The sequence below is a fragment of the Veillonella sp. HPA0037 genome (assembly GCF_000411535.1).
Taxonomy (GTDB): domain Bacteria; phylum Bacillota; class Negativicutes; order Veillonellales; family Veillonellaceae; genus Veillonella; species Veillonella atypica.
This window is the reverse complement of sequence record NZ_KE150483.1, coordinates 1,461,186-1,475,337: the sequence shown is the minus strand read 5'-3', so window position 1 is coordinate 1,475,337 and position 14,152 is coordinate 1,461,186. Positions and strand designations below refer to the sequence as shown.

10 protein-coding genes, 1 pseudogene and 1 riboswitch are annotated in these 14,152 nt (G+C 40.2%); of the genes and pseudogenes, 2 read left to right on the top strand and 9 right to left on the bottom strand.

Going from position 1 to position 14,152, the window contains the following annotated elements:
- Positions 1 to 74: 74 nt before the first annotated feature.
- The 3 genes from meaB to HMPREF1477_RS06665 are packed head-to-tail and all read right to left on the bottom strand — an operon-like array spanning position 75 to position 5,668.
- On the bottom strand, positions 75 to 1,319 hold the full coding sequence (meaB, locus tag HMPREF1477_RS06675) for a methylmalonyl Co-A mutase-associated GTPase MeaB (protein ID WP_005381256.1): 1,245 nt from the start codon (positions 1,317 to 1,319) through the stop codon (positions 75 to 77).
- Positions 1,312 to 3,501, bottom strand: a complete 2,190-nt coding sequence (scpA, locus tag HMPREF1477_RS06670; RefSeq protein WP_005381170.1) for a methylmalonyl-CoA mutase — start codon at positions 3,499 to 3,501, stop codon at positions 1,312 to 1,314. Before scpA ends, meaB begins: the two co-directional genes overlap by 8 nt.
- Before the next feature lie 4 nt (positions 3,502 to 3,505).
- Positions 3,506 to 5,668, bottom strand: coding sequence for a methylmalonyl-CoA mutase family protein (locus HMPREF1477_RS06665; protein WP_016476314.1), 2,163 nt, complete (start codon positions 5,666 to 5,668; stop codon positions 3,506 to 3,508).
- Between the two features lie 282 nt (positions 5,669 to 5,950).
- Positions 5,951 to 6,127: riboswitch (cobalamin riboswitch) on the bottom strand.
- Positions 6,128 to 6,329: 202 nt separating this feature from the next.
- On the opposite strand from HMPREF1477_RS06665, the gene rarD reads away from it, so the two are divergent.
- Positions 6,330 to 7,226: an EamA family transporter RarD gene (gene rarD / locus HMPREF1477_RS06660; protein WP_016476313.1), complete on the top strand. Its 897-nt coding sequence runs from the start codon at positions 6,330 to 6,332 to the stop codon at positions 7,224 to 7,226.
- Positions 7,227 to 7,327: 101 nt separating this feature from the next.
- Here rarD and HMPREF1477_RS06655 read toward each other — a convergent pair whose 3' ends face one another.
- The gene (locus HMPREF1477_RS06655; RefSeq protein WP_016476312.1) at positions 7,328 to 8,227 is read right to left on the bottom strand and encodes a DUF3829 domain-containing protein; all 900 of its coding nucleotides are present in this window, start codon (positions 8,225 to 8,227) and stop codon (positions 7,328 to 7,330) included.
- A 102-nt stretch (positions 8,228 to 8,329) separates the two neighbouring features.
- Here HMPREF1477_RS06655 and HMPREF1477_RS09900 point away from each other — a divergent pair.
- Positions 8,330 to 8,503 (top strand): annotated as a pseudogene (locus HMPREF1477_RS09900) (type II toxin-antitoxin system HicB family antitoxin); the annotation flags it as partial.
- Positions 8,504 to 8,513: 10 nt separating this feature from the next.
- On the opposite strand, the gene HMPREF1477_RS06650 reads toward HMPREF1477_RS09900, so the two are convergent.
- From HMPREF1477_RS06650 to HMPREF1477_RS06630, 5 genes are all read right to left on the bottom strand, one after another.
- Positions 8,514 to 8,927 (bottom strand): hypothetical protein, encoded by a 414-nt coding sequence (locus HMPREF1477_RS06650; protein ID WP_005384662.1) that lies wholly within the window; start codon positions 8,925 to 8,927, stop codon positions 8,514 to 8,516.
- A 51-nt stretch (positions 8,928 to 8,978) separates the two neighbouring features.
- Complete coding sequence (locus HMPREF1477_RS06645) at positions 8,979 to 9,605, bottom strand: tetratricopeptide repeat protein (RefSeq protein WP_016476311.1); 627 nt, start codon at positions 9,603 to 9,605, stop codon at positions 8,979 to 8,981.
- Positions 9,602 to 10,444, bottom strand: coding sequence for a nucleotidyl transferase AbiEii/AbiGii toxin family protein (locus HMPREF1477_RS06640; protein WP_016476310.1), 843 nt, complete (start codon positions 10,442 to 10,444; stop codon positions 9,602 to 9,604). The genes HMPREF1477_RS06645 and HMPREF1477_RS06640 overlap by 4 nt, the downstream gene beginning before the upstream one ends.
- Positions 10,441 to 11,043, bottom strand: coding sequence for a transcriptional regulator (locus HMPREF1477_RS06635; RefSeq protein ID WP_232197171.1), 603 nt, complete (start codon positions 11,041 to 11,043; stop codon positions 10,441 to 10,443). The genes HMPREF1477_RS06640 and HMPREF1477_RS06635 overlap by 4 nt, the downstream gene beginning before the upstream one ends.
- 131 nt (positions 11,044 to 11,174) lie before the next feature.
- Complete coding sequence (locus HMPREF1477_RS06630) at positions 11,175 to 13,997, bottom strand: FAD-binding and (Fe-S)-binding domain-containing protein (RefSeq protein WP_016476308.1); 2,823 nt, start codon at positions 13,995 to 13,997, stop codon at positions 11,175 to 11,177.
- Positions 13,998 to 14,152: the final 155 nt, after the last annotated feature.

Below are 14,152 nucleotides of genomic sequence, written 5' to 3'. Positions count from 1 at the left end.
AGGCATAGTACCTATCATTTCCTATCGATTACAAACCGATAGCAGTATAGATACTATGCCTGTATGTATAGAGATTATGTTAAGGACTTGTCAAAGACGCCTATTAATTCTTCGACGGCTTGTGATTCACTCATTTCGCCATCTAAAACTGCGGCTTCTACTTCGCCCATACGACCTTGAATGACTACATTGTTAAAGAATAGGTTGTGCAAGTGTTCGTCAATCATATCGCGTACCCAACGAAGGGATTGTTCTTGACGGCGTTTTAAGAATACGCCATTTTCTTTACCTTGTTCAGCAAATTCTTGGATTACATCCCACAATTCATCGAGACCATCCTTCGTAACGGCTGAACATGTGTAAGCTTGGGTTTTCCATTTTTCCGTAGCTGGACGGATGTAATGTAGCATCCGATCGTAATCGCTACGAGCGATGAGAGCACGCTTAAGGTTATCCCCATCAGCCTTGTTGACTACAATAGCATCGGCAAGTTCCATAACGCCTTTTTTAATGCCTTGCAATTCATCGCCTGCACCAGTAAGCACGATGAGCATAAAGAAGTCTACCATAGAACGTACGGTAACCTCACTTTGCCCAACCCCAACGGTTTCGACAAGAATAATATCATATCCAGCAGCCTCGCAAAGTAGCATTGTTTCTCTACTTTTACGAGCTACACCGCCTAGTGTACCACCAGCCGGCGATGGACGAATATAGGCTTCAGGATGCTTCGTCAACGTTTCCATCCGCGTTTTATCGCCCAAAATACTGCCTTTTGTGACTTGGCTTGTAGGGTCTACAGCAAGTACGGCAACCTTGTAACCAGCTTCAATGAGCATATTACCAAAGGCTTCAATAAATGTACTTTTACCGGCCCCAGGCACACCAGTAATACCGATGCGCAACGCCTTACCTGTGCGTGGCAATATAGCTTGTAATACTTGTTGAGCTAATTTAAAGTGTTCCTTATTATTACTTTCTACTAATGTGATAGCCCGTGAAAGTATAACGCGGTCCCCCTGCTCGATACCGCGTACATAATCAGCGACAGTTAACTTCTTTCGCCGCTGTACGGGACGTACAGACGGAGCCAGATGAGCGGAGCTAGACAAGAGGCCGTCGTGCATTTCCTTGACGCCTTTCATCACGTGACACGCAAAAGTATCATCTTTCTTCGCATCTTCTGGCACCCAGTCCGGACGATACGTACTACCCTCGGCATTTGCGTTTTTTACACCTAATTCGGGAGCTTTACTGTCACCAGCAACGCTTTGTGCATTACGCAATTCATCCGGAGTAGGCCGTTTATTATCAGTCATTGCCTTCGTCTTGAACGTGGCTAGTCAATGTTTCTAGTAATTTTTTCGCCGCTACTGGCAAAACTGTACCAGGGCCAAAGATAGCCACTGCGCCATGTTCGCGTAGGAATTCATAGTCCTGAGCAGGGATTACGCCACCGATGGCAACCAAAATATCTCCACGACCACGTTTCTTGAGTTCTTCTACAAGTTGAGGTAACAATGTTTTGTGACCAGCTGCAAGAGAACTGAAGCCAACGATGTGAACGTCATTATCCACCGCATCTTGTGCTGTTTCTTCTGGAGTTTGGAACAAAGGTCCGATATCCACGTCAAAGCCCATATCCGCGAAGGATGTAGCGATAACTTTGGCACCGCGGTCATGACCGTCTTGACCCATCTTAGCAATCATGATACGAGGACGACGACCTTCGAGTTCTTCGAAATCATCTGCCATTTGGCGAACTTCTTTGATGACATCATCATCTTCATATTCGCTGGAGTATACGCCAGAAATAGAGCGAATAACTGCTTTATGACGGCCACAAACCTTTTCAACAGCAAAGGAAATTTCACCCAAAGATGCACGAGCACGAGCTGCTTCAAGTGCAAGGGCAAGCAAGTTGCCTTCCCCAGATTCTGTAGCATTTGTAATCGCTTCGAGGCAGGATTGAACCTTATCTTCGTCACGGTTAGCACGCAATTGTTCGAGACGACGGATTTGCGCTTCTCGTACAGCCGTATTATCTACGTCTAAGATATCCAATGGATCTTCTTTATCTAGACGATATTTATTGATACCAATAATTGCTTCACGGCCAGAGTCGATACGAGCTTGGCGACGAGCTGCCGCTTCTTCGATACGCATCTTAGGAAGACCAGTATCAATCGCTTTCGCCATACCACCAAGGGATTCGATTTCTTGGATATGACCCCAAGCACGACGGATCAATTCATCAGTCAAGGCTTCTACATAATAGGAACCGCCCCATGGGTCGATAACTTTACATACCTTAGTTTCGTCTTGAATATAAAGTTGAGTATTACGAGCAATACGAGCAGAGAAGTCCGTAGGCAATGCAATGGCTTCGTCAAGCGCATTTGTATGTAGGGATTGCGTATGGCCCAATGCAGCGCCCATTGCTTCCATACATGTACGAGCTACGTTATTGAATGGATCTTGTTCTGTTAAAGACCAACCAGATGTTTGACTATGTGTACGAAGTGCCATTGATTTTGGATTTTCAGAACCGAAGCTCTTAATAATCTTAGCCCACAACATACGCGCTGCACGCATTTTCGCTACTTCCATGAAGTAGTTTTTACCGATTGCCCAGAAGAAGGACAAACGAGGTGCGAATTTATCTACGTGAAGGCCTGCATTGACACCGGTACGGATGTATTCAAGGCCGTCAGCCAATGTGTAACCTAATTCGATATCTGCAGTAGCGCCCGCTTCTTGCATATGGTAGCCAGAAATAGAGATACTGTTGAATTTAGGCATGTACTGGGATGTATAGGCAAAGATATCACCGATGATGCGCATGGACGTAGCTGGAGGGTAAATATAGGTATTACGTACCATGAACTCTTTCAAGATATCATTTTGGATTGTACCGGCCATAACCTTTTTATCAACACCTTGTTCTTCACCAGCTAGGATGTAGAACGCCATAACAGGCAATACGGCGCCGTTCATTGTCATGGATACGGACATTTGGTCAAGAGGGATACCGGAAAATAGAATTTCCATATCGAGGATGGAGTCTACCGCAACGCCCGCTTTACCAACGTCGCCCACTACGCGAGGATGGTCGGAGTCATAACCACGGTGAGTAGCAAGGTCAAAGGCAATAGACAAACCTTTTTGGCCTGCTGCCAAGTTACGACGATAGAACGCATTGGATTCTTCGGCTGTAGAGAAACCAGCGTACTGACGCACTGTCCAAGGACGAGTTACGTACATTGTGGAATAAGGTCCACGCAAGAATGGAGGTACACCAGCCATATAGTCAAGGTGTGTCATCCCTTCATAATCCATCTCTGTATAGAGAGGTTTTAATTGGATTTGCTCCATTGTCGTGTTATATAAGTCTTCAAAGCTTTTTCCTGTTTCTTTTTTAAGTTCAGCAAGCCATGCATCGCGCGATGTGGCAGACTGAGATCCCAAGCCAAGAGAGGAGAAGTCTGGATTTTTAAACATGAGCTCACATCCCTTTCTTATCTTGTAACGTATTTAAAATAGCGTAGCAGTTTGCGCGAACAGAGATGAAATCATCTACACCGGCTTCACGATATACAGGCTCTAGGTCCTTAGAAGGTGCCCCTGCCAAAATAACCGTTACATTCGGCATAGTTTCTTTCAATTCTTTCGCAAGTGGTGGAACCAATTCAGGATACGTATCATCTGTAGAACAGATAACTACCACATCGGCGCCACTTTCACGAGCCGCTTTAGCCGCATCAGCCGTTGTTTCATGACCATCATTTTTGATTACTTCGAATGCCGCTACTTCAAAGAAGCCTGTGGAGAAGTCCGCACGAGGTTTATGTTGAGGAATAGGGCCCATATTAGCCAAGAATACCTTCACATTATCTTTTGTGCGTTGTTTATAATTTTCCGTACGCATACGAAGGGCTTCAAATTGTTCCGTCCAGCGATGTGCAGTAATTGGTTCGATAGTTTCAGAGGAAATATCGCCCGCCTCTAAAGCACTGCGAATTTGGCGAATTGTCATTTTGTGTAATGCACCCAATTCGATAAGGCCAATCAATGCACCTGGTTCTGTTGTGCTTGCTTCTAACGTAGCTTGTGCTTTTACAAGAGCATCTTGATCTGCACCAGCCAAGTATTCTTCAAGATGAGCTACCCGTTTTTGACGCAATGTTTCTTGATTTTCAGGTTTTGGATCAAGCAATTCTTCCGTCATATTAGCGTACATATTATTACCAACCGCTACATCCTTACGGAATGCAAGGTTTTTAAAGCGTTCATTAAGAATTGTTTTAACTTGCGCTTGAGGATAACCTTCCTTCAAGGCAGCTATAATGCCACCTTTAGACTCGATAGTTTGGAATTCATCCCAAATTTTTTCGCATAGTTCAGCTGCCAATGTTTCTACATACCAAGAACCACCTACAGGGTCAACTGGTTGACGCAATTCGAATTCAGTTTGTAACATAACTTGAATGTTACGGGCAATACGACGAGAGAATTCATCGGATTTGCGAATTGGTTGATCAAATGGAGAAACTTCAAGACTATTGAGGCCACCTACAACACCAGAGAATGCTTGTGTTGTATTACGCAACAAGTTTACATATGGGTCGTATACGGTTTTTGTGAAAGCAGATGTTCTACCGTGTACATGAACGGCACGGTCGCTTTCACCAGCGCCGAAGGCCTCCATAATGCGAGCCCAAAGCACGCGCAACGCACGCAATTTAGCAATTTCCATGAAGAAGTTTGCACCCAAGGAGAATGTAAACATCATGCTCTTAGCAATGGTATGAATATCGATGTTGCGTTGTGCCAATTGCCGCACGTAGCAAACAGCTGTTGCCAATGCATAGGCAACCTCTTGCACATCATTAGCACCGCCATTAGCGTATACATCACCGGATACGAGCACTGTTTTAAGCTCAGGTGCTTGATCCTTGGCCCATACAACAGTATGTGCCATTTCATCAAAAGCAGTATCTAAAGACATATGCAATGCACCGTCTTTAGCCCACACGCCGATAGGATCTGCACCAACGAGACCTTTCAAATCGGATGTTTGCTTTTTAGAAGCTTTCACAGTAGCCGACAACATACCGAGCAAAATCGCTGCAGATGCGCCAGTTTCAATGTATAAAGGATTTTCCTTAAGATTAAATCGTTCAATTAATTGACTGCAATCGGCCATCGTATACAAGGATGTGCCGCCTACACCAACAGATGCGCCTACTTGCACATCTTGATCATGGCGTGTTGCTTCATCAAGACGAATGTTGTGAATGGTTCCGCCTTTCACAATTTCGTATAAACTTGCATGATTGGCATCCTTCGGTAAGGATTCATCAACATATTGAGATACACCCCAAGAATCTTTGATATAGCCGCTTGCTTTCGTGCCACGTAGGAACTCGCCAGCGCCAGGATAAACGCCCTTTGGAATCTTTTCCTGATGCAATGCAGGTGTATAGATAGGTTGTAACGTAATACCTTCATAGGTTTTGGTGAACATTTTTTTATGGAAATCGCCACCTTTTAACGCCTTTTCAACTTCAGCCTGCCATCGTTCATACGTAGGTTTCTCAAACTCATCAAAGGATACAGGCGCCAGTAAATCGCGTTCAGTGTCCTTTGAAGTCTTTTTGTCAGACATATATGTGCCTCCTTTTCAACTTGAAACCATACAGGGGGAACAGCGCACCGTACCAGTGAGTTGCTTCGTATATGAGTTACATAGGTGCCAAATATATGTCCATCATGATGATGAATCTCCAGTCAAACTATTAAGCCTATGCCATATATGAACGACCCTCTAGCGTGGCAATTAAAAAAACGTGCCACCCGAGAGTGACACGTTAGGTTACATATTGAATGGTACACTAAAACTATTGTAAAAAGTATACCTCAATCCCCTTCCTATCGCTCGTAGGTACATAACGGTGATTATCAAATAGGCAGTTCTCCTGGCTCGGGCTCAACACCTTGCTTTCGCCTTCCCAGATTGCTCCAGTGACATGTATGAAAGCAGGCTCGTCCTTACAGTGGCGGGACCGCATCGGCTTGTACCGATTTCTCTATTAAGTCTTGCGACACCTATTCTCTATATTCGTTGTTCTAAGTCCAATATAGTGTAAAAATATGCACAAAGTCAATGAACATAACAGTTAATCATAAGTAGCAAATTTAAAGTTATAACTAACGCATATATAGAATGATAAAAATGCATAGGTACAATTTAGAGAAATTACCTCTATAATTCGCTACCGCTATACTACCACCATGTTATAATAATTCTACTAGTGGGAGGTCGTATTATGAACGAAATAAACAAAAAAGGTCTCAGCACTACATTGTTGTGCTGTTTAATTTGGGGTTTGCTGCCCCTCTATTGGGCGCTTTTAAACCAAGTATCATCCTTTTCCGTATTATCGCATCGCATCATCTGGTCCGGATTTTGGATGTTCTTCCTCGTCATCGCCACAGGGCGCCAACAACTGCGTATGGACATACAAATTTTACGCACCCATCTTACGCAATTAGGCCTACTATTACTGGCTGCTATACTTATTAGCATCAACTGGTTCACCTACATTTGGGCCGTAACAAATCAGCACGTACTCGACACGAGTTTGGGGTATTACATCAATCCCTTACTCAACGTATTGCTCGGTATTTTAATTTACAAAGAATCCTTGCTGTGGCCACAAAAACTAAGTATCGCCATTGCAATCTTGGGCGTGGCTATCATGACTGTTCAACTAGGTACATTACCCATTGTCTCTATCGTCCTAGCCGTATCCTTTAGCCTCTACGGCGCCGTTAAGAAACGACTCACCATCCATCCATTTTCGAGCATCGCCTTCGAGGCATGGCTCATCACACCGATAGCATTATGGTATTTAACGGCTATAGACACCACCTCGTGGACCTTTATCGAAAACCTAACGCCGACCGGTCTCCTCCTCATCGGCGCTGGCCTTACCACATCGATTCCGCTCATCCTCTTTTCATACGGTGCCCGCCTATTGCCACTAAATATACTCGGCTTTTTACAATACCTATCTCCTACCATGGGCTTCTTCTTGGCCATCTTCTACTTTGGTGAAAGCTTTGGTACAGCCCAACTCATAGCCTTCGGCTGCATCTGGGTGGCACTCGTATTGTTTACCCTATCCAATCAAATGACGACACGTATTAAGATAAAAAAATAGAATACATTACAAAAAAGCTGTAGCAAATGAAATTCTCATTTACTACAGCTTTTTATGTGTTCGTTTTACACGTGTCTAACGTAATATAAACTTAGATTTTATTAATCTAATTCATTCATATTGGTCGTATTCATATTAGAAATATAATGGTTATAAGTCTCAACCATACGATTATAGTCCTTATCTTGTTTTGAACCCATATAAGTGCGGATAGCGCCGATTGTAGAGTTTACAGAGGTCTTAACCGTATCATAGTTAGAGTTAGTAATGCCATTAGACAAATCGCCGATAGCTTGTAACTCTTGATTCATGGCATTCACATCCGGTTGTTTTTCACTATCTAACTTTTCAAGAACAGCGGTAAGTCTCAAATGAACCTCTTGTGCTGCGGCTGCATTTTTCTTACCTGCATCGCGCAATTCTTGTAACCGCTGTTGTAATCGATCAAGGTTGATTTTATGCATTAAATTATCAAAATCTGCATAGATAGGCACAAATTGCTCATACAACTGTACATACTTTGGACCTAATTGCTGTTCCTTAGCATAGTTATCTGTGGTGTATCCTTTAGATTTATAGTATGCATCCAGTTCTTCCGCTACCGGTGTGATTTCATTCAATTTTGAAAGCAACTTATCTAGGGGCTCCTTCATTTCATCATAAGGAATACCGGCTTGCTTAGCTTCTTCTAATTCTTTTTGTAACTGTTTAAAGTTCGGTGTATTAAATACAGTTAAATGCTTACCTGCTTTTAAATCATTAATCGTCGGTGTATTCGCATAATCAAACATAACAGCCATGCGATTATATCGGCTTATGGCTTTCACATATTGATTAAATAATTGTACTTGATTCTGTTCCGACCGCTGTGCAATCTCCTTGCGGCTCTGCTCAGTCCCTTGCCATAGTTCTGACATACTACAACCGCTCAAAAACAAAGGTGATGTCAGCGTTAGTGCACACAACACAGCCATTGCCATCCTTTTGCCAAGTGGTTTCATGATGAATTCTCTCCTTTCATCAATATACAGCTTAGTTTATATATTCTAATTATATACCTATTATAAATAATAAGAAATAACTCCTAACAATGGTTTTATACGTGTACAGATACAACCTATCCTACATTAGTGCAAACAGATATTGATTTAGCTAAAAATAGTAAATCCGTAAAGAAAACCTTAACCATTCCTGCGTGGCTTAACGATAGAGCCCTAGCGAAAGGTATCAATTTCTCCCAGCTTTTACAAGAAGCGTTAGTAGAGAAAACAATGTAAATTCACATCATTAATTACTCAGCAAAATTAGGAGTACTGTCCACGCAATAACTGCTAAGGTGAGTAATATGATACAAAGCATCCACAGAATTATTACGAAATAGAGCAATAATTTTAGTACATATAATACATCAAACCATATACTATGACGATCCTCTAATCGCGCCATATATTCGGAGAGATGGCGCACCAAAAATGGAGCTTTCGCATTAGGATTCAGCTTCTTCCAGTACAGCATAATATACGGCGTTACAAAACAACCTACAAACACTAAGTATGTAAGGAATAGAGGTGTTTCTATATTATGTTGTGACATAAACCCTGACCAGTCCATGACCATTAGACCACCAAGGTATAGAAAAACAAACCAATATATAAATCCTACCACTTTTAAAATAAGGCGAATCATCTGTTTACTATCCATTGTGACAATCCCATTACTATCAATAATCTAGTCTTTTCGAGTTTTATAAGACTATAATCCTACTAATGTTTTAAATCGCGCATTATTGTGAAACCGTTCAAAATGATCTTGTTCAGCACCAACAGCCTTTACAGAAGGATCAATTTTGATTGCTTTTTCAAGCCAATCAAGGGCCTTAGTATCATCCCCTTGGTCTGCATAAATGGTAGCAATACCATACACAGACCAAGTATTACTAGGGTCCTTTTCTAATACCTTTTCGAACCATCGTTTAGACTCTTGTAATTGACCTTGTAACTTATAGACCATGGCCATATTGTAGTAATTAGCCACATTATTAGGATCTAAATCATAAGCTTTCTTCGTATCGACCAAGCCTTTAGTGGTATCGCCATTGAGCGCTGTTGCAAAGCCGCGAATAGAATAGGCTTCAGCATTATTAGCATTTGCATTAATAGCTATTGTTGATTCTTCTATCGCCTTATTATAATCACCAGATGATAGAGCTTGTTTGGCGACATTCAAACGACTATTAGCTTCTGTAGTTTCATTCTTCTGTATTTCTTGTGATTCCACTGTAGTTTTAGTTGCTTTTTCTTGATTATTTACAAGTAATGAGCAACCTACATTAAACACTATTAACATAGCTATAAATGGTAATATAAATAAATGCTTCATATATCTATCCTACTTAATAATTCATATAAACAATCATTAGTTTGAGCATAAGAGATTTCCTTAGCATATAAAAATCGCTTTTGATAATTAGACCATAGATTTTCTTGATAATTCGATTGTGCTAAGTTATTTAAAGTTTGTTTCCAATCTACAATACGTTCTATCGTACCTCGTTTTTCAGCAGTTCTATAGATTGCTTGAGATAATATAATATAATCAATCATATCACCATTAAGTTGAGTAAGTACAAATACATCATATCTATCACGAGGTCGAGTTGAAAGCTCACCACGACTAAGAATGGTTTCAATTTTTTCAGCTAAAATTGTCTCTAAATTATATGACCAAATATCTATTTGCTTTCCATCAAATACAGATAGAACCTGATATTTAATTTGTCTAGGTGTAATAGCATCATCCGTTGTAATATCTATAAATACATACTCTTGTAAATGTTCATATGAAGCAGATATTTTCAAACGAACACCACCATATTTATCCGCTCCACGAATCGGCTCACCAGATTCAACATGAAATAAAAAAGCACTTTCTGATAATACTACAATTTCATTAAATACGGATATAAGAGTATCAATATTTAATGTGATACCCTTCAGCGTAACATCTAAATCCATAGTTGTACGCTTATCAAGGCCTATAATTTGACCAATTAAATACCCGCCCTTCAAAATAAAGGAGTCCTTATAATTACTTACTGCAATAGCTTTCAGTATCTCTTCAAGTAAGTATTGCTGTTGTACTTGTTGTGCTGGGACTCCTTTTTTCTTAGCAATATCTTTCATTTTACTTTTAAAACTGTTAGCATTAGCAAACTTCATGTTAACACCTCTATATAGGATTGTAATTTACTAGTCACTTTAAACAATTTTCCATAATAATATAACTCATCTAGATTATATTTTTTATCTTTAAAATACATTTGAAATGCTGTCGATATAAGCTGTATATCTATTTTATATATAGGGCGTAAACATTCTACTAGTGTACGCTCTCTTGAATAAAGAGAAATAAACTGTTTAGGCTGACGCTCTAACTGTTCAATTCCTTTATCATAATGAGCACGCAAAACAATAGGTAAAATATTATTCAGTTTTAACTTCTTTGTATTTGTACCATAAGGAAAGCTGAGGGTTGGCTGAAATGGAACAGTTAAGGATAACCCATGTAACCATAATGCAGAATCTAAGCTAAATATTCCTTTAGGAAATCTATGTTGAATGCAAAACCACTCATCTACATATACGTTTGGCAGAGAATATAAACCACGTTCATCAGAATAGATTTCTTCATTTGCTAACATCAAGTTTAACGTATAATAAGAAAGACCTAATTGTTTGACTTGATTAAAGTTTAATAAACCTTCATTATCTTCAAAAGCATCATAAATAAGACTCTTTTTGATATCCAATATCCCCACCTCCTATGTTCAGACTAAACAAAAATACCAACCCAAAGTTTTAAAACTACTATATACAAAACAAAGTGCTAACATCTTACTACGATGTTAGCACTTTGTTTTAATTTAGTCTATTAGATTTTCTAGTACAATTATTTTTTAGCCTTAGAGCAACGATCCAACAAGTACGCAACGCTTACGAATGGAATGCCGCCGCTTTCACCAAGACCAATTTCACATGTAGAACTAGAGCTTACGCCAAGTGTAGCACCGTATTCGGCAACTTCACTAGCAAGGTCTTTTGTAGCACATTTATTAAGTTCTGGTGTGAAGAAACCTTTTTGACCAGCAAAGCCATCGCATGCGAAGGATTTAATATTAAATACATGGTCAGAGCATAGACGTGCCAAGTCTTCGATGTATTGAGATTTGCCCAATACTTTGATTTTACATTGTTTATGAACAAGAACGCGTTCATCGCATTTTGTAATATCAAGGCGAGGTACTACGAATTTGCATAAGAATTCAGAAATATCATTAATTTCTAAATCTGGCATATGTTTGAATGCATGGTTGAAGCATGCACTATGGTCGATAACGATTGGGTATTTACCATTTTGAGATGCTTTCATCAACGCATCGTGTAAATCTTTTACAGCACGTTCATGTACGTCATCGTAGTTTTCAAAGCTCAAGCCACAGCAGAGGTTTTCGATATGTTCAGGATAGATAATATCGATTTGAGCCTTGTTGCAGAGGCTTTCAACAACTTGTTGCAAGCTACGTTGATCATCATAACCTTGGTTTTGACGGAACGCACGGTTCGCACAAGTACTGAAGTATACAACCTTTTCAAAGTTAGTAGGTTTAATGCGGTTTTTCAATTTATAGCGATTAGCCTTAGGTGTTGTTTTAGGTACATAAGGTGTTACACCAGTTACGCCATGTAAACCTTCAGTGATTTTGGAAATTGCTTTTTGTGTGATAATAGCACCAGCAATGCCTTCAAGGCTTACGCCGGCACGGCACATTTCAAGAGTACTGGAGAAGTTATCGTAAATTTTCTTAGCCAAACCAGGTGCTGGTGGATCAATGCGACGCATGGACAATGCGATTTGTGCAGTATCGATGCTAAGTGGGCAAAGACCTTTACACATGGAGCATGCAGCACAAGTTTCAACGCCGAAATATTCATAACCTTTTTTAAGTTCGTTGGCAACAGCGAAATTACCTTCATTTTCAAGGCGTTTAGTTTCGCGCAACAATGCGATACGTTGGCGTGGTGTCAATGTCAAATTACGGCTAGGGCAGTTCTTTTCACAGAAACCACATTCCATACAGATTGTGAAAGCATCATCGATAACACATTGTGCTTTAAGATTTTTCTTGTACACATCTGGATCGTCAGTAATCATAACATCAGGGTTCAAGATGCGAGTAGGGTCAAAGATAGCTTTGATACGACGGTTGATTTCGTACGCTTTGCGGCCCCATTCCATTTCGATGAAAGGTGCCACCATACGGCCTGTACCATGTTCGGCTTTCAAAGAACCACCGAAACCAGATACACGTTCGGACATTTCTTTCACTAAATCACCGAAGTTCTTAGTATCTTTAGGATCGCTGAAATCAGGAGTAATGTTAAAGTGAACGTTACCGGACAACGCATGACCGAAGATTACGCCACCATCAACGAAATCGTATTTGTGGAATAATTCAGTAAGCATTTCGATGCCCTTAGTGAAGTCTTCGATTTGGAAGCAAACGTCTTCTGTGATAACAGTAGTACCTTTTCTACGTTGACCACCAACGATTGGCAAGATACCTTTACGAATTGCCCACCAGGAATCGTATTCTTTAGGATCCTGAGAATAAAGACTTGGAATAGCTGTTGGAATGTCTTTCAATTGTTCTTTAATGAAAGCCAAATTTTCATCAACAATTTCTTTAGAATAGCTTTCAGTTTGGAACAAGATAGCACTTGTACCTTCTGGAACTTCACGAACGAAATCAGGTACATTATCTAGAGTTTGAACTGCTTTTAAGGATTGATAGTCCATCATTTCAGCAGCAACAACCTTTTCACGGCCCATATTAGCCAAGGCTACAACGGCAAGAGATGCATCGTTCAATGTGCTGAAGAACATGAGACCGCAACCTTTGTGAGGTACATCTTCAACAGTGTTGTACACGATTTCAGATACAAAGCCCAATGTACCTTCGGAACCGATGAACAAGTGATTGATAATATCGATGATATCTTCAAAATCTACAAGGGAGTTCAAACCATAACCTGTAGTATTTTTGATTTTATATTTATGATGAATCAAATGAGTCAACTCCTCATCAGCCAAGATTTCTTTGCGCAATTGCAAAATATCTTCAACCATTTGTGGTTTTTCTTTGAGGAATTGATCGATGCTCTTTTTATCGGATGTATCCAAAATGGAACCATCTAATAAGACAACGCGAATAGAGCGAATTGTTTTATAAGAGTTTTGTGCAGTACCACAGCACATACCGGAGGAGTTATTGTTCAAAATACCGCCTACCAATGCTGTTGCAAGAGTTGCAGGGTCTGGACCGATTTTACGATTATATGGTTTTAACAAATCATTCGCATCGGAACCGATAACACCACATTCACAACGCAATGCTTTACCATCGTCGATAACTTCCATTTTTTTGAATCCATCATTACAAACGATAAGCACGTCTTCACTGGAACATTGACCAGACAAAGAAGAGCCAGCCGCACGGAATGTAAATGGTGTGCCACATTGTTGACACAAACGAATAAGATGACGTACTTCGGATTCGTTTTCTGCTTTTACCACTACTTTTGGTAAATAACTGTAACAAGATGCATCTACACCATACGCATAACGGCGCAGACGGTCTGTATAAACACGATCCTTACAAATCGCTTGCGCCTCTTTGGCAAAACGATCATAATCTTTAACTAATATACTCACTTGAAAAGCCTCCAATCCTATCCTTAGGAAAATTTCTTTTATAACTAGTATACGCCGTTCTCATTTCGGTCGCTACCATTATGCATAAATTGTATATGAAATATAAATTCTATAGATACATAATATAAAATGCATCTTAGTTGAAAGTTGATTTC